This is a genomic window from Mycolicibacterium austroafricanum, assembly GCF_902705885.1.
GTDB lineage: Bacteria > Actinomycetota > Actinomycetes > Mycobacteriales > Mycobacteriaceae > Mycobacterium > Mycobacterium vanbaalenii_A.
Window position 1 is genome coordinate 31,847 of sequence record NZ_CACSIP010000075.1, and the last position, 25,062, is coordinate 56,908.

Sequence of the window (25,062 nt, forward strand, 5' to 3'; positions counted from 1 at the left end):
GCAACGCTGGCGGGCATGTCCGCGCCGGCTTCGACGTCGTGACTGTGGAGGTCTGCCCGTGGCGGTTGCGGTGCCGATCGCGCCGACGCGTTCCCGTCATGCGGTGTGGGGGCTGGTCGCGGCGGCCATCGCGGTGCAGATCCTGTACCCGCTGATGCCCGAGGCGTGGCGCACCCCGGTCACCGTGACCAGCGTCGTGGTGTTCTGCCTGGCCTCACTCGCCGACATCGGCCGGGTGCACGGCGCCAGGGGCGTGCTGTCCCTGATCGCGGCAGCCGGGGTGGGAGGGCTGCTCGCCGAGTCGATCGGCGTCGCGACCGGGTGGCCTTTCGGGCAGTACAGCTACACCGGCACCCTGGGTCCAGAACTGGTCGGTGTGCCCGTCGTCGTGCCGATGGCCTGGGTGATGATGGCGTGGCCGGCGCTGGTCGTGGGGCGAACTCTGGCCCGGCATGGACTGGCCGTGGTGCTGGTGGGCGCGTTCGCGCTGACCGCGTGGGACGTGTTCCTGGACCCGCAGATGGTCGGCGCCGGCCATTGGACCTGGTCTGATCCGCAGGATGGACTCCCCCTGGTACCGGGTATCCCGCTGTCCAACTACGCCGGATGGCTGTTGGTCTCCACGGTGGTGATGTCGCTTCTCCACTGGGTGCTTCCGCGACAGGCCGAACCGTCGTGGCCCGCGGCGGCGCTGTATCTGTGGGTCTATTTCTCGTCGGTGCTCGGGCATGCGGCGTTCTTCGGACTGCCCGGATCCGCGGTGACCGGGGGTGTGCTGATGGGGGCAGTCGCCGTGCCGTTCGCCATCTCCCTGGCGCGGTTCGCCCGCCGCCGCGAGCCGATGATCGAGGACACGACGTGACCGATGCGATGACCAGTCGAGCAGCACCGCTGCGGATGCGACCGCGGCGTCTGGTGACCCCGGATCCGTTGCTGGCCCACCACGCGCCGCCCGGCAGCGAGGCCGTCGTCGTCGGTGGCGGGATCGCGGGGGTGTCCGCGGCGGTCGTGCTGGCCGAACGTGGCGTTGCGGTGACGCTTCTTGAGGGCGCCCGCTACCTCGGCGGTCGACTGGGCGCCTGGCCCGAGCGCCTCCCCGGCGGCGACGAACAGATGGTCGAGCACGGGTTTCACGCGTTCTTCCGGCACTACTACACCTGGCGTGCCATCCTTCGGCGCGCCGACCCGGAGTTGGCGTTTCTCACGCCGGTGAAGAGCTACCCGGTGATCTCGGCGAGTTGGCCTGCTGAAGACCTGTCCGGGCTGCCTGCCGCACCCCCGCTCAACCTGCTGGCACTCGCACTGCGCTCCAAGAGCCTGACGCGGCGAGAACTCGCCGCGGCCAACGCCGACACCGGCCGCGCCCTGCTCGCCTACGACCGCGCCGCCACCTACGCCGAGTTCGACGACATGGACGCCGCCACCTTCCTCGATCAGTTCGGGATGACAGAACGCAGCCGCAGCATGTTGTTCGAGGCGTTCGCACGATCGTTCTTCTGCAATCAGGCGGAGCTGTCCGCTGCCGAGTTGGTGGCGATGTTCCACTACTACTTTCTCGGCAACCCCGAGGGCATCGGATTCGACGTCCCCGCCACCGACTACGCCACCGCGGTCTGGAACCCGTTGCGGCGCCACCTGGAACGGCACGGTGCCGACGTGCGCACCGGGGTTCGGGTCAGCTCCGTCGAACCGGACGGCCAGAGCTGGCGGGTCCACGCCGGCGGAGAAGCACTGACCACACGCCACCTCGTGGTGGCTCTCGACCCGGGCGCACTGCGAACCGTGGTTGCCGCCTCCGCTCTGTCAGGCGTGGCGCCACAGTTGGTTCGTCAATGCGAAAACCTGCGGGTGGCACCGCCATTCGCGGTCAGCAGAATCTGGTTCGACCGCGATGTCGCTGCCGCGCGCGCCCCGTTCAGCGCGGTCAGCGGACAGCCGAATCTCGACTCGATCGCCGTGTACTCCAGGTTCGAGGAACCGAGTGTCCGGTGGGCCGGCGTCACGGGCGGGTCGATCGTCGAACTGCACTCGTACTCGTGCCGCCTTGACGATGCGACGGAAGCCGCGCGTGCGCTGCGCCACGAACTCGCCACGCTGTGGCCCGAGACGGCCGACGCAACCGTCCTGCACACCTACGACCAACTCGAGGCGACCGCGCCCGCGTTCCCGCCGGGTTCGGCTGGGACACGGCCCGGGATTCGCACCGACGCACGCGGACTCCGAGTCGCCGGCGACTTCGTCGAAATGCCCTATCTCAGCGGGCTCATGGAACGATCTGCGATGTCGGGCGTGCTCGCCGCCAACGATGTCCTGGCCGAACTGGGTGTCACAGCCGAGCCCATTCTCGGTGTGCCGCAACGGGGTCTGCTGGCAGGGGTGCCGCGGTTCGGCAAGGCGAAGTCCGGCTGAGGCTAACGCGTTTCGTAGGCCGGCCGGTTGCGCCGCAGTCGTGACACGACGAACCAGAGCGTGGAGACGACGACGGCGACCACGATGACGTATTGCAGCACGGCCGTATAGGGCTCGACACGATGCCAGTTGGCGCCCAGCAGGTAACCGGCCCCGATGAGCGCGCTGTTCCAGATCAGGCTGCCCAATGCCGTGAGCATCGTGAATACACCCAGGGGCATGCGCTCGGAACCCGCCGGGATCGAGATGAAGCTGCGGAACAGCGGCAACATCCTGCCGAAGAACACGGCCTTGGTTCCGTGGCGCGCGAACCACGCAGTGGTCTTGTCGATGTCCTCGACATCCACGAGGGGAACTTTCATCGCGAGTTTCCGCATGCGTTCGTGGCCGAGGCGCGCACCCAGCCAGTAGAGCACCCAGGCCCCGAGCACCGACGCCACGGTGGTGCAGCCGACCGCCTCGATCAGCGACAGTTCACCCAGCCGCGCAGCGAACCCGGCCATCGGGAGGACCACTTCACTGGGGATGGGCGGAAACAAGGTCTCGATGAAGATGGCCAGGCCCGCACCCAGGCCCCCGAGGCGCTCCATGAGAACAACCGCCCATTCGGCGATGCCGTCCAGATCGGTGGCAGAGTGCGTCTCCAAGAACCTGCCTTTCCCAACGGGGACCGGTGATGACCCCAATCGGGTTCGGGTTGCCGCAGCAGCCACCGACACAAACGTGATTTCGGTTACGTCTCGGCGTCGCGGCTCTGCCGGCGGGCGGCGGCCTCAACGCGGGCGAACACCGGGACCAGCGCGGCCAGCACCGCCAGCGGCCCGACGAGCCACAACCAGCGCTGCGACCACCACGCAGCGGTCGGCTCGGCCGGCAACGTGGCGCCCACCCGCTCGTAGGCCCACAGCACCGCCAGGAAAGCGGTCATGTGCCAGACGAACACTGTCATCGCGACGGCGTTGACAGCCACCACCGGCTTCCACCACGACTGTCGGTGCAGGAGTTTGTCGGCCGCCGGCGCAACGAGGATCAGCAGCCCCAGCTGGAACACCGCCAACGCCGCGATGGTGGCGTTGGTCGGGAACAGGTTCGATTCTGCGGCCCCCACCGTGGCCACCATCGACCGCGGAAAGCCCGCGGTCACCAACCCGACCAACGCGGCCAGTCCTGCCACGGCGACGGCCGACCTGACGATGAGCGGGCGACGGCCGAGTCGCTCTCCGCGCCACACGTAACCGAGCTGGTGACAGAACACCCACACCAGCGCCGCGGTCACCCAGCCCACCCAGCCCGTCCCCGCGCCGCGCTGCAGCACAGTGCCGGCGACGATCAGCCCCACCAGCGCGGCCAGTGCCGCCGCTCCTGCGCGGGCGTGCAGCGCAGCGGTGACCGGCACCAGCACGATCAACACCGTGTAGACGCCGACGAACCACAGAGGGATGAGATAGCCGGGGAACCACTGCCACATCCACCGGTGCTCGCCCGGCAGTGCCGCTGCAGCGGTCTCGCCGATCAGCCAGCTGGCTGCCCAGACAGCGGTGGGCCAGAGGATCCGGCGCAGCCGGTCGCCGACGAACTTCCCGGCCGACACCCCGAGGGCACGGGCCCGCTCGAAGGCCGCCAGGTTGGCGTAACCACCGACCACGAAGAACAGCGGCATGACCTGCAGCACCCAGGTCGCCGCCCAGGCACCGGGAACCACATGAATCGGGTTGGCCATCACCAGGGTGCCGTCAGCGGTCCGGTGGGTCACGGACAGTGTCCAGTGCCACAGCACGACCACCACGATGCACAGCGCACGGGCGGCGTCGACCACCCGGTCACGCGATTCTGGAGTCGCGGCCGCGAGCCGGTCGAGCCTGGCTGCAGTGTTCCGCCACCACACCGGCGCCTCCGTCCGTCATCACCTCGCAGCGACGACGGTACTTCAGGAGGGTTCGCAGCCCGATCCGCAGAAAAGCGTGAGGGCGCCCGCAGATGCGGACGCCCTCGCGTCACGACAGTCGCTCAGTTGCGCACCGACGTGTCCACCTGCGGCACCTTCACCGACGGAAAGATCTTGTCCCGCCAGGGGTTGTTGCGGTGATCACGGTCGTACCCGTACCCCCAGTCAATGCCTGCGCCGCCGTCGCGTCCAGTGAAACCGGACCCATTGCCATCAGCCTGCGCAGGGCCGGCAACACCGATCACGGCTGCCATCATCGCGCCGGCGACCGTGCCTACCAATCCGATCTTCTTCATCGCGCTCGCCTCTTCCCTCTCTACAGTTCCGTCGACGGGCGGAACTGCTCCTGCAAACAGGAGAGGCGGGCGATTGATTCCATCGCTCAACGGATTTCGACAACAGATGGATTCAGGGCGCCCGGGTGACGACGACGTCGACGGGGTGCGGCAGGATGCCGGGGCGGCCAGGCAGGGAGATCTCGCGCAGGTAGTCGAGCAGCCACTCGCGGGCGTCGGGTTCGAGCGCACGCGAACGCGCTCCGATGAGGAAGTCCAGCACGGCCTCCCCGCGGCCGAGCGAATCGCGCAACGCGTCGCGGGCATCGAGGTGTCCGACGATGGTCTCGATCTTCGCCCGCAGTCCATCAAGGGGCAGGGCCGGCCCCGTCACTGTCACTGTCGCCAGTGTCCACCGAAAACCCCGGTGCGCGGGCTCATCCTCGATGCCGACACTGTTGCGTAGGAATCAGCCCGTCGGATCCGTCGCCGGCTGGAGCGGTGAGCGGACCCGATCCGCACTGCAGTCCCGTCGCCTCGCATCGGCGACATCACAGCGGCGTTGGTCGAGGATGGGCCGTTCGCGGCCGGTGAGGTGAGCTTTCACGCCGCCAGCGGGCACGATGGGACCAATGGACGTGTTGGTGGTCGGGGCCGGGCCGGCGGGGATGGCGTTGGCGGGGGCATGCGGGCGCCTCGGGCTGGTGACCGGACTGCTCGACCCGGCCCCGGATCGACCGTGGACGGCGACCTACGGGATGTGGAGCCCGGAGCTGCCCGAGGATCTGCCGGCTTCGGTGGTCGCAGCCCGCGCGGCAGGTCGGGCGATAGCGCTGACGGAGCACCGGTTGGGGTGGGACTACGCCGTCCTCGACGTGCCGGCGCTGCGGGCGCACCTCGCCGACCGGCTGGCCGGGGTGCAGGTCCTTGCCGGGCGCGCGGTCGGGTCACCGCAGGCCGGTGTCGTCGCCCTGGCCGATGGGTCGCAGCTGCGGGCCTCAGTCGTGGTCGACGCCGGCGGCCGGTCGCGTCCGCTGGACCCGACCCCGTCGCGCCGCGCGGCCGCTGCCCAGACTGCGTACGGACTGGTCGTCGACGAAGAAGCCGCTGCGCCGCTGGTCGGGCCCGGTGACGCACTGTTCATGGATTGGCGCGCCGATCACGGGGAAACCGGCTGGCCGACGTTCCTCTACGTGGTGCCACTCGGGGGTGGCCGGGTGCTGGTCGAGGAGACTTCGCTGGCGCGCCGGCCGGGGTTGCCGCTGCCGACGTTGCGGCGGCGGCTTCATGCCCGGCTGGCCCGTCACGGCGTGCACCCCCCGACAGACGCAGTGTCGGAGAAGGTCTCGTTCCGGGTCGACCATCCGCGACACCGCGGGCCGGGCGTGCTCGGCTTCGGTGCCGCCGCACCGTTGATCCATCCCGCGACCGGATTCAGCCTGGCTGCATCCCTGCGTCTCGCTCCGCAGGTCGCCGCCTCGCTCGCCGCGCACCTGCCCGACGGCCCGGGCGACGCTTTGGCCGCGGCCCGCAAAACCGTCTGGCCGTTTCAGGCGCGGGTAGTCCACCACTTCCGGCGGGTCGGCCTGGAGGCGCTGTTGCGGATGCGCCCGGCCGACGTCCCGGGCTTCTTCGAGCAGTTCTTCGCCCTGCCCGAGCCTCATCGCTGGACCTACCTCACCGCCCGCGACGACGTCCGCGGCAACGTCGCGGCCCTCACACACCTCTTCCAGACGTCGAACGGCCGGTTGCGTCGCCACCTCGTCACCTCGGCCCTACGCCCGCCGCTTCACGCCAACGATCCGGCGAGTCTCGCTTGACGCCGGTGCCCGCTACACCATCGGTGCGTACTGCGCGGTCACGGCGGCTGCGGACAATCTGGCGGGCAACCTGACAGTGAAAGTCGTTGTGCCGGAATCGCAATCGGCACTGACAGATCCGCCGTGCGCCTCGACGATGGATGCGGCGATCGACAGGCCCAGTCCGAAACTGCCTGCCTCACGGGACCGCGATTTGTCGGCGCGGACGAACCGCTCGAACAGGTGAGGGAGCAACTCTCGGTCGATGCCGGGGCCGTCGTCGGTCACCGTCAGCTCAACGTGTCCGGTGCCGTCCTCGGAGGTTTCGGCGACGAGCGTGGTGGTCACCGTGGTGCCTGCCGGTGTGTGCACTCGGGCGTTGGACAACAGGTTGGCCAGCGTCTGGTGCAGCCGGGCCCGGTCCCCACGCACCCAGACCGCACCGTCGGGCGCCTCGACCGACCAGTGATGCGCGGGTGCCGACACCGCGGCGTCGTTGACGGCGTCGACGACGATCTCGGTGAGGTTCACATCGTCGGTGTCGAGATCCTGGCCCTCGTCGAGCCGGGCCAGCAGCAGCAGGTCTGCGACCAGCGCATGCATTCGCTGCGTCTCGGCCTCGATGCGCGCCAGGGAGTACTCGGTGGTCTCGGGCAGCACCGAGCTGTCCTGTCGGGTCAACTGCGCGTAGCCGTGGATGGCGGCCAGCGGCGTGCGGAGTTCGTGGCTGGCGTCGGTGACGAACTGGCGCATGCGCCGGTCGGATGCGGCGACATCGGCCAGCGCGTGTTCGACGTGATCGAGCAGCCTGTTCAGCGTGTCACCGACGAGCCCGACCTCGGTCCGGGGATCGGTGTCACCGGCGGGCACCCGCACGGTGATCGCGTGGTTGTCCCGGTCGAGGGGAAGTGTCGCCACCTCCGCGGCCGTCGCGGCGACACGGCGAAGCGGGCGCAACGCGAGGCCGACGATCGCGACGGTGAACAGCGCCGCGATCACCAGGGCCAGCGCGGTCATGCCGGCGACGACTGCCGTCGCCCGCACCATCGCCACCCATGCCGGTGACCGCGACACCCCGGTCACCAGGATCTCGTCACCGTCACCGGGGTGACTGACCATCCGGTACCAGTCCAGTCCGGGTAGTTGGACCGTGCGCGGCTGCGCGCCGGGCGGCGGCAGGTCCTCGATGGCTGCGACGGCCGCCGGCGGCAACGGCTCAGCTTCACCGTCGACGAAGTGCGCCGAGTCGACGACCCTGCCGTTCTGGATCAGCGCGATCACGTTGCCGGGTGCCTGGCCCATGACGAACGTGAGCGGCTTCATCGCCCCCGGCGGCGGCAGCTCGCCGGTGGGCAGCGGCGTGCTCCGGTACTTGGTCACCGTCTTGCTGAATCCATCCGCGGCGCCGGACAGCTGAGCGTCGATCATGCCGAGCATCGAGGACCGCATGGTCAGGATCGCCATCGTCCCGAACGTCGCCAGCGCGACCGCGACGACGACTGAAACGCCGACGGCGAGTTGACGTCGAAGACTCCAGCTCTTCCAGGTTCGCTTCATTCCGGCGGTCGCAGCATGTACCCGACACCACGCACGGTGTGCAGCATCGGCTCGCGGTCGGTGTCGATCTTCTTGCGCAGGTACGAGACGTACAGGTCGACGATGCTGGTACGCCCGCCGAAGTCGTAGTCCCACACCTGACGCAGTATCTCGTTGCGGCTCAGGGCCCGTCGCGGGTTGCGCATCATCATCCGCAATAGATCGAACTCGGTGGACGTCAACGAGATCGGCACCCCGCCACGGGTGACCTCGCGGCTCGCGACATCGAGTGCGAGATCGCCCACCTTCAGTGACTCGTCGTCGGCAGGGGTGAGGTAGGCCGTTCTGCGCAACAGCCCTCGCAACCGGGCGACGAGTTCCTCGAGCGAGAACGGTTTGGTCATGTAGTCATCGCCGCCGGCGGTCAGCCCGGTGACCCTGTCGGCCACCGAGTCACGCGCGGTGAGGAACAGCGTGGGTGTGTAGGTGCCGGATTCACGAATCTGCGTCAGCACACCGAGCCCGTCGGTGTCGGGCAACATGATGTCGAGCACGAGCAGGTCAGGGGTGTTGGCCCGGTACTTGTCGACGGCCTCCGCGGCATCGTGGGCGACGTCGATCTCCCACCCTTCGTAACGCAACGCCATCCGGACCAGGTTGGTCAGGGCGCGTTCGTCGTCGACGAGCAGCACCCGGATGGCCGATCCGTCCACGCGGTACATCTTGGGCAGCTGGCCCAGGATCGCGCGACGGGGTGCGTGCTTGTTGTTCACCGGCGCAGACGTCACCGATCCATTGTCGCGCCTGCGCCGGCCACTGACCAGTGTTCATAGACGTTTCATATCTACGGGCCGTCGGCACCTCCCACGTGCATCGAGCTGGGCCCCGCGATCTTTTGTGTTCGATGTGAGAATCCCCGATGTGCCCGATGACGGTCCTACCGTCGTACCCATGAAACCTGTGACAGCAGAACGTGAATCGATGATGCACTACAAGGATGGGCACGAATGTCCGGATTTGGCAGCTTGTTTCGAGCGCGAGGTGATGCCGTTGCGGGCGGAGTTGTTGCGGGCGGCGGCACGGCTGACCAATGGTGGCGCCGGTACCGAAGATCTGCTGCAGGACGCGCTTCTTCGCGCCTTCCGCAGCTACGGGACGTTCAGCCCCGGGACGAACGCCAGAGCCTGGATGCACCAGATCCTGAGGAACACGTGGATCAACAACTATCGAGCCTCACAGAGGCGGGTGGCCGAGGTGTCCATGGAGGCCGTCGCCGAACATACCGGCGACGATACCGGCGCACAGGGAACATTGTCCGCTGAGCAGACATTCCTTGCGGCACAGCCCGATAACGCAGTGCGGGCGGCGTTGGCGGTGCTGAACGAGGACTTCCGGAAAGTGGTGTACCTGACGGATATCGAAGGCTATCCGTACGCAGAGGTGGCCGCCATGATGAACACTCCTGTCGGCACGGTGATGTCGAGGCTGCACCGGGCACGGCGCCAGTTGCGCCTGCTGTTGGGTGATGCTGCGCGTCGGCGGCGGCTCATCGACACGCGTCAGCAGGTTGATGTCATCGATGACCTGCGTGCCGCCGGGTGAGTGCCGTCGCGCCGGTCAGCGGACCGGGCTACCGTCGATCTGGTGACGGTGTCAGGATCGTGCCTCGGCCGGGTCTCCGCGGTCGGTGCTGTCCTGCTCATCCTCGGCGCGGTCCCTGCGTGCGAACGCGCCGCGCCCCCGCCGCCGGCCGCCTCCCCGCCGGCCACGTCGACACCGACGACCGCGCCGACGCCGCCTCCGCCGGCACCTCACGGGTGGGACATGTCGGCGGCGCGTGAGTTCCCCACCGTCGCGCGGCTGGTGCAAAACGCGATCGCGGCGCACCGTCTGCCAGGCGCGGTGGTCCAGATCGGGCACGCCGGCAAGGTCGTCTTCCACCAGGCCTTCGGGGTACGCAAGCTCGCCGGCGAACCTGGCCTCGACGGGGCGCCCGCGCCTGCGGAGCCGATGACCGAGGACACGATCTTCGATCTGGCGTCGCTGACGAAGAGCCTCGCGACGACGACGGCCTTCTTACAGCTCTACGAACAAGGCCGGGTGCAGATCGACGAACCCGTGCAGTCGTATCTGCCGGAGTTCAACCCGGCAGCAGATCCGCGGCGCGCGCAGGTGACGCTGCGCATGCTGCTCACGCACACGTCGGGCATCGCGGGCGATCTGAGCCTGGACGGTCCGTGGGGGCTGGACAGCGCCGACAAGGCCGACGGCGTTCGGCGTGCCCTCGCCGCGCTTGTGGTGTTCGATCCCGGGCTGTTCCACTACTCCGACATCAACTTCATCCTGCTCGGTGTGCTGATCGAACGGCTCACCGGCGAGACGATCGATGTCTACGTCGACGACAACGTGTTCACGCCGCTGGGCATGACCGACACCCACTATCTGCCGCCGGCCAAAGCGTGCGGGCCGCATCGGATCACGGGGAATGCGCTCTCGGTCGACCCCCTGGCGGAGCACGTGGCGCAGTGCCCGGAGGGCACGTGGAGTACCGATCTGCTGGGCCGGGTGGCGCCGACGGCCCGCAACGAAGATAGCCACGACGATCCGGCCAGGAACCCGGACTACTTCCACCCGCTCCGCGGTACCGTGCACGATCCGACGGCACGCCGGATGGGTGGCGTGACCGGCAGTGCCGGGGTGTTCTCGACGGCGCACGACGTCGGCCGGTTCGCGCAGGCACTGCTCGATCGCCTCGCCGGCCGGCCGAGCCCGTTTCCGCTGAGACAATCGACGGCGGAGTTGATGACAACGCCGCAGCAGCCCGGACACACCGCTCAACAGCTCGACGCAGCGCACGCTGCGACGGACACCCGGTTCGCACCGAACTATCCGGCAGTGGGTGGCCAGAACCTTCGGGGGCTCGGCTGGGACATCGATACCGGCCAATCCAGGCCGCGGGGTGTGGTCTTTCCCGTCGGCAGCTTCGGCCACACCGGCTTCACGGGGACAACTGTGTGGATCGACCCGGGTTCAGACACTTACGTGGTCGTCCTCGCGAACGTCATCCACCAGCGTGGGGGACCGCCGATCGCGGCGCTGAGCGGCCAGGTGGCCACGGCGGCGGCCCGGGAACTGCATCTGTACGGCCGCTAGCGGGTCGGCTACCTGCTCGGTCTCGTGGTGATGTGGATGTGGTCGTAGTGGCCGTAGCCCGATCCTCGCGGACCTGCAGGGGTGTAGTACGTGCCGCGCCAGATCGCATCCTGCAAGCCGAACCGGCCCGCGTTGCCCATCACGAACGCGAGGATCTCGTCTCCGAGCGCGATGCCCGCGGCGCTGCCGTGATTCGGGATCATCACGTCGATCGCCAGGCCTCTCGGATGCCACGGTTTGGAGTCCGGGCGCACTCCGTCGATGTGGGCGATCTGGGGAAATCGGGCGCTGATGGCGCGGGCGGCCAGGATGGTGTTGGGCTGCAGGCCTGTCTCCCGTGCGACGCCGACCGGCAACGCCTCCGGGACATCCACGCTCGCCGCCGCCAGCGGCGAGGCGATTTCGGGGGGAGGCGGCGCGGGCATCGCGATGATCGCCGGGTCGGGCGGCGCCGGGGCGCCCAGCGGTGGAGGAGGTGTGGCGGGGTTGTCGAACACTGCCTGCTGCTGTGGTGTCAACGCCGCGTACTGCGCCTCCGCGTCGGCGATCTGTCGCTGGAGTTCGTCCCACTTGCCCTGTAGGTCTTCGTGCACCGCGGCGGAGCGCTCGGCGGCGGCGCGAGCGTCGGCGGCCGCTGTCTGCGAGGCTCGGGCGGCCTCGGCAGCACGCGCACGAGCGAGCTGGAGGGCGTTCACCCGATTGGACATCTCCGCCGGCATCGTCCGCTGCGCCCACATCTGGTCGATCAGCTGTTGCGGCGAGTCGGCGGTCAGCACCGCGGCCAACAGGCCGGTGCGCCCACTCATGTACATCGTGGCCGCCAGGCGGTCGACAGCGGACTGGTAGGTCTGCAGTTGGGAGTTCGCGCCCTCGAGCGCCGCCAGCTCGACGCGGTGGCGTTCCTCGGCCGTTGTCTGAGCCGCCAGCTTGGCGTCGAGATCGGATTGCGCGGCGCTCACGGCCTCGCGGGTCTGCACCGCCTGTTGGGACACCTCGTTGAGCCTGGCCAGCGCGTCAGCCGCGGGATCTGCCCGCACGCCGCCCAGCACCGACAGCGCCAGCATCACCGCGACGGTCATCGCGCCACACGCTGTCCGCAGAAGCGCGCGGTGGACCCTGCCCATTCGTGTCAACCAAAAGATCCTTCGCTGCGGGTACCGATCACGGTCCGGCTACGTGTCCTCGGACACGGTAGCCGGTCGATGGCATGGCCGCTCGGCCAGCCCGCGGCCGCCGACCGGACGAAGGCAATTGCCGCCGGAGCTGCCGCTACTCAGCCCGCGATCGAGTCTCGGACGTCGAGCATCGCCGTGTCGGCCGCCGAGCGCCCCGCCCCCAGGCCGACGGCGTCGTACGCCGAAAGCGGGCTGGTGACCGTTTTCGGGAAGAGCCGGGTGAACGCCTCGTCGACTGCGCGGTCGCGCGCTGCCAGCACGGGCAGCAACCGGTCGTCGCGTTGCAGTTCCTCGGTGACCGACGAACTGGTTGCGGCGAGTCGCTCCCCGATCCGGGTGGCGTAGGCGACCAGGAAGGACAGCCGAAACGACTTCGTACGCGACTGACCACGAACGTCGTGCCGGCGTCCGGCGACCACATCGCCCGGCTGGCCTGTACCAGCAGCGACGTCGTGAGCAGATCGACGACGTCCAGATCGCTGTCGGCGCCGACGTTGACGACGCAGCCCAGGTCCTTGTGCCAGACGGTGCGGCACCGGTTGGCCTCTGCGACGGCCTGCACGAGGGCGACCTTCGCCGCCACGTAGGGGTTGTCGATCCAGACCCTGCGCGCCGCGGCGACGGATGGCCGTCCATGGTCGTGATCGGCGACCGCTTCCCGCAAGGAGTGCCGAACCATCAGTGCCTGCGCTTTTGCTGACAGCGCCTCGGCCTCGTCGGGAAACTCAGTGGCCTCGGCCTTGGCCAGCAATGCGCGCACCCGCGAAAGCATCTTCTCGTCGACCTCGTCGACCACAGCGGCCAGCTGGCGGTGCGAACCCGGCAGCGGAAGCAGCGCCTCCATCGCGGGGATCCTCCCCAGGAGGTTCAGGACTTGCAGGACGACGGTCAGTACGCTGCACTCGTCGGCAGAATGTGAAGCAGCCCAGCGCCGCATCTGCGGGGCGGTCGCCGACGACCCGACCGCCGCCGCGATGTCGTCGAGCGCCACGCGCCACCGCGGGTGCAGCGTGCCCACCGAGTATCGCCGGGACTCCAGCACGATGGCCTCGTCCAGGTAGCGTGCGGTGTCTGCGTCCACCCTCCGGCGCGCGATCTCGTGGAGATCAGTCGGCGACCACCCATGTTCCCAAGCCGCTCGGATCGCCTCGTGCACGGCGAGGTCGGCGGCAACGTCGAGTTCGCGCTCGTAACCACGGGACTGTTCCAACAGCTCGGCCGCGCGTTGTGAGGTGGCGACGGCGGCAGCCGTACTCAATGAGATGACGAGACGCTCGAGGATCTGCGCCCGATCGGGCCCTGGATCCGGCCCGACGTGTTCGCGTCCGGTGGCCGACCGGCGTCGGTGCTTCTGCTTGACCTTCCGCCGCTCGCGGTTGCGCTTGCCCATGTCCGGAATTGTGGCCGCAGGGTCCGACAGTCGACAGGAGGCGCGGCCACGCTGCGGCGCCAGACTCAGCCGATGCATTCCAGATCGCCCCGGTTCATTTCCCCGTGTCTCCGGCCGGCCGGTTAGGCTTGGTAACCAAATGGCGCAGCTCAGCCCCCGCTCGCCTGGTTCAGGGACTGGTTGGAGGAGCCCATGCGTCGAAGGTTGCGCAATCAAGTGATGACGGCTGTGGCGGTCGGCTGCGTGGCGCTGCTCGTCAACGGTTGTGAGGCGCATGTGTCGGGTGCGCCGCCGGCCACCGACCGCCCCCAGGCACCCGCCGTCACCCCGCCGGCTTCACTTCCGGCGATACCTGAAGCCCCGCCCGCCCCGCCGGCGGCGCCATTCGACGGGCTCGACGCCCGAGTCAGCCAGGCCGCCGCAGACGCCGCCGCCTCCTCTGGCGCCGACATCAAGACCGCGGTACTGGACCGCACCACCGGTCAGGTCGCGTCCATTCGGGCCGACCAGCCCTTCCCCCTCGCGTCAGTGGTCAAGCTGTTCATCGCCGACGATCTGCTGCTTCAGGAGTCGCGAGGGGAAACGGAACTGTCCGCCGCCGACCGCGAGACGCTCGACATCATGCTGCGCTCCTCCGACGACAGCGCCGCCCAGATGTTCTGGGACCGCAGCGGTCAGAACGCCATCATCGCGCGCATCGTGGATCGGTACGGGTTGACGGGCACAACCGCGCCCGCCAACGGGAAATGGGACGTCACGCAGAGCACCGCAAGCGATCTCGTCCGTTACTACGACATGCTGCTGGACGGCGCCGGAGGGCTGCCGCCCGAACAGGCCGAGGTCATCATCGGCAACCTCGCGCAAGCCACCCCGACGGGTACCGACGGGTACCCGCAGCGGTTCGGCATCCCCGACGCGCTCTCCGGCGAGCCGGTTGCGTTCAAGCAGGGCTGGTTCTGTTGCTGGAACGGCGGCAACCAGTTGCACGTGTCCACCGGCGTGATCGGGCCCGAACGCCGCTACGTGATGGCGATCAGCTCACTGGATCCCGTCGGCGCCGCCGCCGCCCGGGAGAACATCACCCAGGCCGTCAGGACGATGTTCCCCGGCGGCAGAATCTGATCAGTCGCACACCCGCATCGACTCAGTCGCACATCCGCATCGACGCTCAGCCGGACCACATCTGCCGATCAGAAGGAGTCCCCTTGACCACGCAGTCCGCTCCCGATTTCTCCGGCCTCAAGGCCATGTACATCAACTGCACATTGAAGCGCTCCCCCGAGGCGAGCAACACCCAGGGCCTGGTGGATCGCAGCGTGGCACTGATGCGTAGCAACGGTGTCGAGGTCGATCAGATCCGGGCGGTGGACCACGACATCGCGGTGGGCGTCCGGCCTGATATGACCGAACACGGCTGGGAGACCGACGAATGGCCAGCGCTGCAGCAGCGTGTGCTGGCGGCGGACATCCTCGTGCTCGCCGGCCCCGTGTGGCTCGGCGACAACAGTTCGGTGATGCGCCAGGTGATCGAGCGACTCTACGGTTACTCCGGCGTCCTCAACGACAAGGGCCAATACGCATACTACGGCCGGGCCGGCGGATGCCTGCTCACCGGCAACGAAGACGGCGTCAAACACTGCGCCATGAGCATTCTGTTCAGCCTCCAGCACATCGGGTACACGGTGCCGCCTCAGGCGGACGCGGGGTGGGTGGGCGCGGCGGGCCCGGGTCCGTCGTACCTGGACGAGAACTCCGGCGGGCCCGAGAACGATTTCGTCAATCGCAACACCACATTCCTGACCTACAACCTGATGCACATGGCGAAACTGCTCAAGAGCGCGGGCGGATTCCCGGCCTATGGAAATCAGCGTTCCGAATGGGACGCCGGTTGTCACTTCGGATACGAGAACCCCGAGTACCGCTAGCGGGAGGCCCGGCGCGCGTCCAGGGGTCGCACGCAGCAGGAGTTCACCTGCGAGACGGCCTGTTTCGACAATGCGGTGCCTCTTCGCCATGTCACACCGCCTGGCTGCACGGAGATGTCGGCTCGGCCGTCTACTATTCCTGCGACACCTGCGGTCGCCGAGTGGATCACCTGCGCGTTTCGGTCCACCGCTACCCGGCCTCGATGGAAAGGACGAGCAGTGAGTTACACGGCTGCCGACATCACCGAGCTCGACGATGTCCAGCACACTCGCCTGCGGCCTGCGGTGAACCTCGGCCTGGACGTGCTCAACACCGCGCTGCGCGAGTTGGTGGACAACGCGATCGAAGAGGTCGCCGACCCCAGCCACGGTGGGGCATGCGTCACCATCACCCTGCACGCCGACGGATCGGTCAGCGTCGCCGACGACGGGCGTGGCCTGCCCATCGACTCCGACCCGGTGAACGGGAAGAACGGCATCGTCAAGACGCTGGGTACCGCACGCGCGGGTGGCAAGTTCTCCGTGCATTCCGACGCTGCGAGCACCGGCGCCGGGCTGAACGGAATCGGGGCCGCGGCCGCGGTGTTCATCTCCGCGCGGACCGACGTGACCGTGCGCCGGGGCGGGAAGACCTACCTGCAGAGTTTCAGCCGCGGCTACCCGGGGATCTTCGAGGGCCGGGACTTCGATCCGGACGCCCCGTTCACCCGCGCCGACACCCAGAAGCTGCGCGGTACGGGCAACCGCAAACCCGACGCACACGGCACAGAAGTGCGGATCCTGTTCGACCCGGCCGTGGTGCCGGACTCCAGTATCGACATCAACGAGGTGCTGCTCCGCGCGCACGCATCGTCGCGGATGTCCCCGGGGGTGCACCTGAGCGTCGTCGACGAAGGGTGGCCCGGCGACGAGGTCCGCCCGGAGTTGCTCGAACCGTTCGGTGGCCCGTGGGGCTCGGAAACCCTGCTGGACTTGATGTGCGTCGCCGCCGGCACCCCGGTTCCAGGCGTGCGCGCAGTGGTCGAAGGCCGCGGCGAGTACACCACCGGTCGTGGCCCGACACCGTTCCGCTGGTCCCTGACCGCCGGGCCCGCCGAGCCGGCCACGGTCGCCGCGTTCTGCAACACTGTGCGCACCCCCGGCGGCGGGTCACACCTCAGCGCCGCAGTGAAAGGGATGTCCGAAGCCCTGGCCGACCGCGCCTCCCGCATCCGCGACCTGGGTCTGGCCAAAGGTGAGGACGGCCCGGAAGCGCAGGACTTCGCCGCGGTGACCGCGCTCGCCGTCGACACCCGAGCACCCGACGTCGCCTGGGACTCGCAGGCCAAGACCGCGGTGTCGTCGCGCTCCCTGAACGTGGCGATGGCCCCGGACGTGGCACGCAGCGTCACCATCTGGGCGGCAAACCCCGGCAACGCCGACGCCGTGACGCTGTGGACCAAGTTGGCGCTGGAAGCCGCCCGGGCGCGGCGCAGCGCCGAAGGCGCCAAAGCCCGTTCCCGGGCCGCGTCGAAAGCCAAAGGCCTGGGCACCAACCTGTCGCTGCCGCCGAAGCTGCTGCCCAGCCGGGAGACCGGCCGCGGGTCGGGGGCCGAGTTGTTCCTGTGCGAGGGCGATTCCGCGCTGGGCACGATCAAGGCGGCTCGCGACGCCACCTTCCAGGCGGCCTTCCCGCTGAAAGGCAAGCCGCCCAACGTCTACGGGTTCACAGTGAACAAGGCGCGGATCAAGGACGAGTTCGACTCGATCGAACGCATCCTGGGCTGCGGGGTCCGCGACGCCTGCGACCCCGAATCGTGTCGCTATGACCGGATCCTGTTCGCCTCCGACGCCGACCCCGACGGTGGCAACATCAATTCCAGTCTCATCTCGATGTTCCTGGACTTCTACCGCCCGCTCGTCGAAGCGGGCATGGTCTACGTGACGTTGCCGCCGTTGTTCGTGGTCAAGGACGGCCAGGAGCGGATCTACTGCCAGGACGAATCCGAGCGAGACGCCGCTGTGGCCCAGCTGCGCGCCACCTCGAAACGCAAGGTGGAGGTGCAGCGGAACAAAGGTCTCGGCGAGATGGACGCCGACGACTTCTGGAATACCGTGCTGGATCCGCAGCGCCGCACGGTCATTCGGGTGCACCCCGACGACAGTGAAGCGAAGTTGCACCACACCCTGTTCGGTGGACCGCCGGAGGGGCGGCGCACGTGGATGGCCGACGTCGCCGCCCGCGTCGACACCGCTGCGCTCGACCTGACATAGAGAGAATCACTGTGACCGCCACCCTGGACGTCCCCGAACAGAACCCCGACCTGGTACTCGACCAGAGCGCCGACGACTACTGGAACCACTACCAGCTGACCTTCGCCCTCTACAGCGTCAGCGATCGCGCGATCCCGTCCGCGTTCGACGGGCTCAAGCCCGGGCAGCGTCGCCTGCTCTACCAGATGCACGATTCCAGATTGCTGCCCGGCAACAAGCCGCAGAAGTCGTCGAAGGTGTGCTCCGCGGTCACCGGCAACCTCCATCCGCACGGCGGCGCGTCGATGTACGGGGCCGCGGCGTTGATGGCCGCCGAGTTCCAGCGCGTGAAAGTGATTGACGGACAAGGCGCATTCCCGCGCATCCAGGGTGATATCCCCGCCGCCGACCGCTACACCGAGATGCGGTTGTCCCCACCCGGCGCGGCGCTGACCGCCGAGCTCAACGACCACGCCGTGCCCATGGTGTCGACGTTCGACGGCGAATGGATCGAGCCGACGGTACTGCCCGCCCAGTGGCCGGTGCTGCTCTGCAACGGCGCGGTCGGCATCGCCGAAGGATGGGCGACCAAGGTACCGGCCCACAATCCCCGCGAGGTGATGGCCGCCTGCCGCGCGCTGCTGAAAACCCCGAACATGACCGACGACAGGTTGCTCAAACTGATTCCCGGCCCCGACTGGGGCTGCGGTGCGACCGTGGTCGGCACCGCGGGTCTGCGGGAGTACATCACCACCGGCCGCGGTGCGTTCACCGTGCGCGGCACCGTCTCCGTCGACGGAAAGAACGTCGTCGTCACCGAGCTGCCACCCGGCGTCGCGAGTAACACCGTGCAGGAGCGGATCCGGGCTCTGGTCGAATCCGGTGAGCTCTCCGGCGTAGCGGATCTGTCCGATCTCACCGACCGCCGAAACGGGTTGCGGATCGTGGTCACCGCCAAACGCGGCCACAGCGCCGAGACCATCCGCGACCAGTTGCTCGCCCTGACCCCGCTGGAGTCGACGTTCGCCGCCAGCCTGGTGGCGCTCGACGAGGACCGGGTGCCACGATGGTGGTCGGTGCGGGAACTGATCGCCGCGTTCCTGCACCTGCGGGATTCGGTGGTGTTGCGCCGCAGCGAATACCGCCTGGAGAAGGTCACCGCGCGGCGCCATCTGGTCGCCGGCTTGATGACGATCCACCTGGACATCGATGCCGCGGTAGCGGTCATTCGCAACTCCGACACCGTCGACGAGGCGCGCCAAGGGCTGCAGAATCGGTTCTCGATCGACACCGAGCAGGCCGATTACGTTCTGGCCCTGCAACTGCGCCGGCTGACCAAGCTCGACGTCATCGAGTTGCAGGCCGAAGCGGAGAAGCTGGACGCCGAATTCCTCGAGCTCACCGAGTTGGTGTCGAATCCTGATGCACGTCGAACGGTGATCGACAAGGAGCTGGTCGAGACGGCGAAACTGTTCAAAGGCCCGGAGTTCGATCGCCGCACGGTGCTGGACTTCGACGCCACCCCCATCACATCCAAGTCCGACGAGGACGGCCCGCGCGAGCGCAAGGTCAACGCAGCGTGGCGACTTGATGACCGCGGCGTGCTCTCCGACAGTCGGGGTGAGCTGCTCACCTCCGGTCTGGGTTGGGCGGTGTGGACCGACGGTCGCGTCAAGTTCACCAACGGCGCCGGGCTGCCGTACAAGATCCGCGACGTCCCGGTGGCGCCGGACATCACCGGACTGCTCCAGTCCGGTGTGCTGGCGCCGGGCTCACATCTGGCATTGGTGACCCGGCGCGGAAAGGTGCTGCGGATCGACCCGTCCGCGGTCAATCCCCAGGGCGCGGCAGGCAACGGTGTCGCCGGGGTGAAGTTGGCGGCGGGCGACCCGGAAGACACTGTCATCGCCGCCCTGCCGCTGACCTGTGACAACGGCGAGGCCATCCTGTCGATATCCGAAAAGGGCTGGAAGGTCACCGAAGTCGCCGACATCCCGGTGAAAGGCCGCGGCGGTGCAGGCGTCGGGTTCCACCCGTTCGCAAGGGGAGAGACCGCGCTGGTGTCGGCGACGGTCTCGGCGACCGGGTTCGTGCGCGGCAAGAGGACGGTTCGCGCCGAGAAACGTGCGAAGGCCTCGGTCAAGGGCTCCGGCGGGGATGTGACGCCGGCGGAGTAGGCGGCAGTCCACCCCGTACGCCGGGTGAAAAGCGCGGCGGGTCAGTCGTAGATGACGTCGAGCCCGCGGCGTCTGAGGTCGGCGAGGCCCGCGCGCATGGATTGGAGCTGTTCTTCGGTGTGCCCGACCCAGTCGGTGATCTCGCCGACGATCCGCACCGGTTCCTTGGTGCGATAGGAGCGGGTCGGATTCCCCGGCATCTTCTTGTCCGTCACATTCGGATCGTCCTCGACGTGGCCTTGCGGCTCCACGACAAGAATCCGGCAACGGCCGTCGCCGGCGGCCATCTCAGCGCCCCACACCGCAGCGTCCAACGTCTCGGTCACGTAGACGTGGTTCATGACGCGGTCTCTGTCGTAGTTCGACAGTCGGCCCGGTACCAGCAGGTCACCGACAGAGAGGTCTGCCCTGGTGCCGTGCAGGAACACACCGGCCTGGTACACCTCGAACGGTTTCGGTATCTGCGGCACCACAACTCCCCCTGTTCGGACGACTCAGCCGCACGAGTGTGCGCCAGGATGGGGGCCTTGCCGCAAGACCCCCTCCCCGCCATATGGTGAAAGTGGCCGAGCTGTCAGGCCCACGATGGCGCTCGGCGTGGCCACATCGTTCCCAGCTGTCACTTTGTTAACATCCCGCCATGCCGGATTCGCCGTGGACGACCAGTCGGCTGCGATCACACCCCGTATCTCGGCGTGACGCACTGCGCTACGCCGCCGCAGCGTCGGCGCTGGCCGGGTTCGGTGCCGCCGCGGCCGGTGCCACCACACCTCCAGCTTCAGCCGCCGCTCCGACTCTGATCGACTTCGCCATGCGCCAGATTCCGGCCCAGGACATCCGGGCTGCCGGGCACTCCGGGGTGATCAACTACGTATCGACCTCGCGGCCCGGATCGTCCTTCGGCGCGAAGCCGATCACGCTGCCCTACGCCCAGTCGCTGACCGCCGCGGGTTTGGTGATCGTCAGCAATTACCAATACGGAAAGCCCGGCGGGACAGCGCCATCGGACTTCACGCGCGGGTTCGCCGGGGGCGTCGCCGACGCCAGAACCGCCTGGCGCCTGCACACCGCTGCGGGTGGCGGACGTAGCGCACCGATCTTCTTCAGCGTCGACGACGACATCGACCGTGCCACCTGGAACAACGTTGCACTGCAGTGGTTTCGCGGGATCAACTCGGTCCTCGGCGTAATGCGCACCGGGATCTACGCCGGGATCAATCCGTGCCAGTGGGCCGCAGCCGACGGGGTGATCGGCAGGTCGGGGTCACCCGGCAAGGTGTGGGCATGGCAGACCCGGTCGTGGTCCAAGGGCCAGATCTACCCTGGCGCAGTGCTCTACCAGCGCATCATCGACACCGCCTCGAATCCGGGACCGATCGTTGGCGGCATCCGCGTCGACGTCAACGACGTGCTGGCCCAGGATTGCGGCCAGTGGAACCTGCACCCCTGACCGCAACTTCGCGAGTCGAGCGCGCTGCCCGGAGGCTGCGGGGGTAGGAACCACGGCGGTGTGCGTCGTCGGAATTCGTCGCATCTCGACAACCTGAGATGAGTCGGTACAGTCGAGAATTACCATGGTGATGAATCGCATTTTCCGGCGATTCATTCTGAGTGCGCTCACGCTGATTGTTCTGGCAGCCGGCGTCGCACTCGGATCAGCAAGTGCCGCGGCCGCCGACCTCAGTGACTTCCGTTGGGAACATCGCCCGTTGCTGCTGTTCGCGCCCACCGACAGCGACCCCAGGCTCGTGGAGACGCTGGGCCGCATCGACGCCAGCCGATGTGAGTTCGTTGATCGTGACATGGTGATCGGCACAGTCGTAGCGCAGGGCAACAGCACGCTCGACGACCAAGCGCTCAACGCCGATGAATCCCAACGGTTGGCAGCGCAGTATGCGATTGGGGAGAACACCTTCAGCGTGCTGCTGATCGGAAAAGACGGCGGTGAGAAGCTGCGCGTCAACGACGTACCGGACCTTCACACCATCTACGCCGTGATCGACGGCATGCAGATGCGAAGCCGCGAGATGCGTGCCGATCCGGGCCGGTGTTGATGTCGAAGACAGACCAGAGGTTTCGGCGTGGGCAGTTCAGCATCGTGTTCGTCTGCTTGGCAGTTCTGACGGTGTCGTGCGGAAGCACCGGGCGAACCGCCGATGCGGACGAGCCGACGAACGTGCCGGAGACTGCTCGCTCGTCCGCCGAAGCAGCCAATCCCGACGTCGCTCTCGTCGACCTCGACGATGCCGACGAGGTAGCCGCTTGGACGACGGTCAACGACCCCGTCATGGGCGGCCTGTCCACCTCGAGGATCACGTTCGACGACGGCCTCGTGTTCTCCGGCAACCTCTCGCTGGAGAACAACGGCGGCTTCGCTTCGGCGCAGAGTCCGCAGAACCTCGATATCGGGCGAAGAGCCGGCGGCGCCACGTCGTTGCGCGTACACGCGATCGGCGACGGCAAGACCTACGTGTTGAAGGTGGGCACTGCAGGGCAGCCGTGGTCCTACATCCAGCGCTTCCCCACCCAGGCCGCCGTCCAGCGGACCTACGACCTGCCCGTTGAAGGCTTCCAGCCGGTGGGCATGCGCCTCGATCCCGCACCCGACGCCCCGCAGACTCTGGACCCCTCGAGCATCGACCGGGTGTCGGTCTACATTCTCGACAAACAGCAGGGCCCCTTCGAGCTCACGGTCAGCGCGATCGACGCCACAGCCTGAGATGCACCTCCCGCAACCGGTGCGTGGACCGGCCGCACTTGGTCCCTTGCGTGCCGGTACACACCGCCTCACGATGGAACGGGTGCAGGATGGTCAGGATGATTGTCACCGAATTGTGCGTTCGGTGTTGTCGACCGGCCGCTCGTCGGCGCCGCGGCGGCTGGACCCAACCGATACCGGGCGCCGGTTCGGTTTCACAACATCGAGGAGGTTCGAATGACCGATGCCCGAGCGGGTGAGGGCTGGCCGGCTCTCCGCGTCGACGACTGGGAGCCGACGCGCAGATCGCTGCACATGTGGAGCCAGATCGTGGGGAAGGTGCGGCTGGCCCGCGCGCCGCTGGTCAACCACTGGTGGCAGGTGCCGCTCTACGTGTCACCGCGAGGGTTGACGACGTCGGCGATCCCCGCGGGTACCGACTCATTCGACATGGAGTTCGACTTCGTCGACCATGTACTGGCGGTGCGGGTCAGTGACGGCGGCGCCGCCACCATCGATCTGCGCGACACCTCCGTCGCCCGGTTCCACCGTGCGGTGCTGGACACGCTCAGCGGTCTGGGCATCGAAGTCACCATCTCCAGCGGACCCAACGAAGTAGACCCGGCCATCCCGTTCGCCGAAGACACGCACGCCGACTACGACCCCGCCGCGGCCAACGCATTCTGGCGACAGCTGGTGCAAGCGGACCGGGTGGTCAGCCGGTTCCGTGCCGGGTTCATCGGCAAAGTCAGTCCCGTGCATTTCTTCTGGGGTTCTTTCGACCTGGCATGCACGAGATTCTCCGGTGGCCTCGCACCCCGGCATCCCGGAGGGGCGCCGAATTGCGGCGACTGGGTGATGGAGGAGGGGTACTCCCACGAGCTGAGCAGTTGCGGATTCTGGCCTGGCGGTGCGGCCGAAGGGGCGTTCTACTCCTACGCCTATCCGGAACCGGCCGGGTACGCCGACGCTGCGGAGCCTCCCGCCGGCGCCTTCTACGACACCAACTTGCGGCAGTATCTGTTGCCGTATGAGGTTGCCCGCCAAGCGAAGGACCCGGACGGGGCGGTGATGGACTTCCTGGAGTTCACCTACGGAGCGGCCGCCGATCTGATGGGATGGGACCGGCGCGGCCTCGAGACGGATCCGAACCGCTGGACGCACAAAGCTCGGTCTTAGCGGCTCCGGGAGCGAGAGCAGCCACGCAGACACAACGTGTCGGCAGGTAGCCTGCACGGATGCCATCGACGCCTCTGCCCGTGGTGCTGGCCACGCTCGCCTTGCGACGCAAGCTCAAACAGCTCGCAGACATGATGGTGCCGCCGCAGATCGCGATGCTGGATCTCGGCGAAGGCGTCGGTGGCGTCCAGATCGCCGCGGCCATCGCCGAACTCGGGATTGCCGACGTGCTCGCCGATGGGCCACTGACCGCACCTCAGATCGCCGCCCGGATCAACTGCGACGTCGAAGCCACCCATCGTCTGCTGCGCGGCGCGGTCGGTTGCGGCCTGTGCACGATGGACCGCAGAACCGGCGCGGTGAAGCTGACACGCACCGGCGCGGTCTTACGCAGCGATCACTATGCGTCGCTGCGGGCCTGGATGCGCTACAAGGGGATGCGGTCGACCGTCGACGCCTGGGGCGGGCTCGCCGCAAGCGTGCGCAGCGGCCAGAGCGCGTTCGAGCTCGTGCACGGGATGTCGGTGTGGGAGTGGTACGCCGCGCACCCGGACGAGCAGCGAGTCTTCGCGTCGACGATGCGTCAGGCCACCGAGATCAGTGCCCGCGCAATTGCGAAGGTTTACCCCTGGCCGGACGATGCTGTGGTGTGCGACGTGGCCGGCGGGATCGGCACGCTGCTGTCGGTGATCGTGACCGAGTCCCGCATGAATCTGCGCGGGGTACTGGTCGACAGTGCCGGCATGATCGCCGAAGCCGAGCAATTCCTCGCGGACCGCGAAGTCGCCGACCGAATCGATCGTGTCGAGGGCGACATCTTCCGCGTCATCAACGCCACCGCTGACGTCTACCTGCTCAAGGATGTGCTGCACGACTGGGACGACGAACGCTGCGTGAAGATCCTCGCCGCGGTGGCAGAGAGCATGCCCAGGGGCAGCAAGCTGGTGGTGGTCGAGTATCTCCAGCCACGTAATCGCCCGAATCCGTTCTCACCGCTTCTCGATCTGCACACGTTGACCCAACGCGACGGCGGACGTCTGCGCTCGTTGGAGGAGTTGTCGGCACTGCTCACCACCGCCGGCCTCCACCCCACTGGCCGGACGTTCTCGGTGGTGCCGCACGACCTCGTCGAGGCAGAGAAGATCTGATCGCCCGTTCGGGGATGCGAC

At 68.0% G+C, this 25,062-nt stretch carries 23 protein-coding genes; 14 read left to right on the plus strand and 9 right to left on the minus strand.

Going from position 1 to position 25,062, the window contains the following annotated elements; genetic code table 11:
• Positions 1-58 precede the first annotated feature (58 nt).
• Together BEMPMBAN_RS31030 and BEMPMBAN_RS31035 are read left to right on the plus strand one after the other, a co-directional pair.
• Positions 59-862 carry a carotenoid biosynthesis protein gene (locus BEMPMBAN_RS31030; RefSeq protein ID WP_234897792.1) on the plus strand — a complete coding sequence of 268 codons (804 nt, stop codon included), beginning with the start codon at positions 59-61 and terminating at the stop codon, positions 860-862.
• A complete protein-coding gene (locus BEMPMBAN_RS31035; RefSeq protein WP_159235307.1) occupies positions 859-2,409 on the plus strand; it encodes an FAD-dependent oxidoreductase in 1,551 nt (516 codons plus the stop codon). The genes BEMPMBAN_RS31030 and BEMPMBAN_RS31035 overlap by 4 nt, the downstream gene beginning before the upstream one ends.
• A 2-nt stretch (positions 2,410-2,411) precedes the next feature.
• On the opposite strand, the gene BEMPMBAN_RS31040 is transcribed toward BEMPMBAN_RS31035, so the two are convergent.
• The 4 genes from BEMPMBAN_RS31040 to BEMPMBAN_RS31055 all read right to left on the minus strand — a co-directional run bounded on the left by BEMPMBAN_RS31040 (position 2,412) and on the right by BEMPMBAN_RS31055 (position 5,029).
• A complete protein-coding gene (locus BEMPMBAN_RS31040; RefSeq protein WP_159235427.1) occupies positions 2,412-2,999 on the minus strand; it encodes a DedA family protein in 588 nt (195 codons plus the stop codon).
• A 143-nt stretch (positions 3,000-3,142) separates the two neighbouring features.
• On the minus strand, positions 3,143-4,294 hold the full coding sequence (locus BEMPMBAN_RS31045) for an acyltransferase family protein (protein ID WP_200846183.1): 1,152 nt from the start codon (positions 4,292-4,294) through the stop codon (positions 3,143-3,145).
• A gap of 122 nt (positions 4,295-4,416) precedes the next feature.
• The gene (locus tag BEMPMBAN_RS31050; RefSeq protein WP_159235308.1) at positions 4,417-4,650 is read right to left on the minus strand and encodes a hypothetical protein; all 234 of its coding nucleotides are present in this window, start codon (positions 4,648-4,650) and stop codon (positions 4,417-4,419) included.
• Between the two features lie 112 nt (positions 4,651-4,762).
• The gene (locus BEMPMBAN_RS31055) at positions 4,763-5,029 is read right to left on the minus strand and encodes a hypothetical protein (RefSeq protein ID WP_159235309.1); all 267 of its coding nucleotides are present in this window, start codon (positions 5,027-5,029) and stop codon (positions 4,763-4,765) included.
• 232 nt (positions 5,030-5,261) lie between these two features.
• Between BEMPMBAN_RS31055 and BEMPMBAN_RS31060 the strand changes: the two genes are divergently transcribed.
• A complete protein-coding gene (locus BEMPMBAN_RS31060) occupies positions 5,262-6,449 on the plus strand; it encodes a lycopene cyclase family protein (protein WP_234897793.1) in 1,188 nt (395 codons plus the stop codon).
• Between the two features lie 12 nt (positions 6,450-6,461).
• Here BEMPMBAN_RS31060 and BEMPMBAN_RS31065 read toward each other — a convergent pair whose 3' ends face one another.
• Positions 6,462-7,985 carry a sensor histidine kinase gene (locus BEMPMBAN_RS31065; protein ID WP_159235311.1) on the minus strand — a complete coding sequence of 508 codons (1,524 nt, stop codon included), beginning with the start codon at positions 7,983-7,985 and terminating at the stop codon, positions 6,462-6,464.
• Positions 7,982-8,686 carry a response regulator transcription factor gene (locus BEMPMBAN_RS31070; protein WP_200846192.1) on the minus strand — a complete coding sequence of 235 codons (705 nt, stop codon included), beginning with the start codon at positions 8,684-8,686 and terminating at the stop codon, positions 7,982-7,984. Before BEMPMBAN_RS31070 ends, BEMPMBAN_RS31065 begins: the two co-directional genes overlap by 4 nt.
• A gap of 229 nt (positions 8,687-8,915) precedes the next feature.
• Here BEMPMBAN_RS31070 and BEMPMBAN_RS31075 point away from each other — a divergent pair, with 229 nt between their 5' ends.
• Entirely contained in the window at positions 8,916-9,566 is a 651-nt protein-coding gene (locus BEMPMBAN_RS31075; RefSeq protein ID WP_159235313.1) for a sigma-70 family RNA polymerase sigma factor, read from the plus strand.
• Positions 9,567-9,605: 39 nt separating this feature from the next.
• On the plus strand, positions 9,606-11,117 hold the full coding sequence (locus tag BEMPMBAN_RS31080) for a serine hydrolase domain-containing protein (RefSeq protein WP_200846193.1): 1,512 nt from the start codon (positions 9,606-9,608) through the stop codon (positions 11,115-11,117).
• Positions 11,118-11,125: 8 nt separating this feature from the next.
• Here the strand turns inward: BEMPMBAN_RS31080 and BEMPMBAN_RS31085 are convergent, their stop codons facing one another.
• Positions 11,126-12,241 (minus strand): coiled-coil domain-containing protein, encoded by a 1,116-nt coding sequence (locus BEMPMBAN_RS31085; protein WP_159235314.1) that lies wholly within the window; start codon positions 12,239-12,241, stop codon positions 11,126-11,128.
• Positions 12,242-12,386: 145 nt separating this feature from the next.
• Positions 12,387-13,682 carry a DUF2786 domain-containing protein gene (locus BEMPMBAN_RS31090; protein WP_234897794.1) on the minus strand — a complete coding sequence of 432 codons (1,296 nt, stop codon included), beginning with the start codon at positions 13,680-13,682 and terminating at the stop codon, positions 12,387-12,389.
• A 192-nt stretch (positions 13,683-13,874) separates the two neighbouring features.
• Between BEMPMBAN_RS31090 and BEMPMBAN_RS31095 the strand changes: the two genes are divergently transcribed.
• From BEMPMBAN_RS31095 to BEMPMBAN_RS31110, 4 genes are all read left to right on the plus strand, one after another.
• The gene (locus BEMPMBAN_RS31095) at positions 13,875-14,804 is read left to right on the plus strand and encodes a serine hydrolase (RefSeq protein ID WP_159235315.1); all 930 of its coding nucleotides are present in this window, start codon (positions 13,875-13,877) and stop codon (positions 14,802-14,804) included.
• A gap of 125 nt (positions 14,805-14,929) precedes the next feature.
• The gene (locus tag BEMPMBAN_RS31100; protein ID WP_159235430.1) at positions 14,930-15,607 is read left to right on the plus strand and encodes a flavodoxin family protein; all 678 of its coding nucleotides are present in this window, start codon (positions 14,930-14,932) and stop codon (positions 15,605-15,607) included.
• 219 nt (positions 15,608-15,826) lie between these two features.
• Positions 15,827-17,860 (plus strand): toprim domain-containing protein, encoded by a 2,034-nt coding sequence (locus BEMPMBAN_RS31105; RefSeq protein ID WP_159235316.1) that lies wholly within the window; start codon positions 15,827-15,829, stop codon positions 17,858-17,860.
• 11 nt (positions 17,861-17,871) lie between these two features.
• Entirely contained in the window at positions 17,872-20,016 is a 2,145-nt protein-coding gene (locus BEMPMBAN_RS31110; RefSeq protein WP_159235317.1) for a DNA gyrase subunit A, read from the plus strand.
• 41 nt (positions 20,017-20,057) lie between these two features.
• Here the strand turns inward: BEMPMBAN_RS31110 and arr are convergent, their stop codons facing one another.
• On the minus strand, positions 20,058-20,486 hold the full coding sequence (gene arr / locus BEMPMBAN_RS31115) for an NAD(+)--rifampin ADP-ribosyltransferase (RefSeq protein ID WP_159235318.1): 429 nt from the start codon (positions 20,484-20,486) through the stop codon (positions 20,058-20,060).
• A gap of 170 nt (positions 20,487-20,656) precedes the next feature.
• Between arr and BEMPMBAN_RS31120 the strand changes: the two genes are divergently transcribed.
• From BEMPMBAN_RS31120 to BEMPMBAN_RS31140, 5 genes are all read left to right on the plus strand, one after another.
• Positions 20,657-21,466, plus strand: coding sequence for a DUF1906 domain-containing protein (locus tag BEMPMBAN_RS31120; RefSeq protein ID WP_159235319.1), 810 nt, complete (start codon positions 20,657-20,659; stop codon positions 21,464-21,466).
• Positions 21,467-21,596: 130 nt separating this feature from the next.
• Positions 21,597-22,070 carry a DUF4174 domain-containing protein gene (locus BEMPMBAN_RS31125; protein WP_159235320.1) on the plus strand — a complete coding sequence of 158 codons (474 nt, stop codon included), beginning with the start codon at positions 21,597-21,599 and terminating at the stop codon, positions 22,068-22,070.
• A 122-nt stretch (positions 22,071-22,192) separates the two neighbouring features.
• Entirely contained in the window at positions 22,193-22,735 is a 543-nt protein-coding gene (locus tag BEMPMBAN_RS31130; protein WP_234897795.1) for a CIA30 family protein, read from the plus strand.
• A 216-nt stretch (positions 22,736-22,951) separates the two neighbouring features.
• Positions 22,952-23,893: a DUF5996 family protein gene (locus tag BEMPMBAN_RS31135; protein ID WP_159235322.1), complete on the plus strand. Its 942-nt coding sequence runs from the start codon at positions 22,952-22,954 to the stop codon at positions 23,891-23,893.
• Positions 23,894-23,952: 59 nt separating this feature from the next.
• The gene (locus tag BEMPMBAN_RS31140; RefSeq protein WP_159235323.1) at positions 23,953-25,041 is read left to right on the plus strand and encodes a methyltransferase; all 1,089 of its coding nucleotides are present in this window, start codon (positions 23,953-23,955) and stop codon (positions 25,039-25,041) included.
• Positions 25,042-25,062 lie beyond the last annotated feature (21 nt).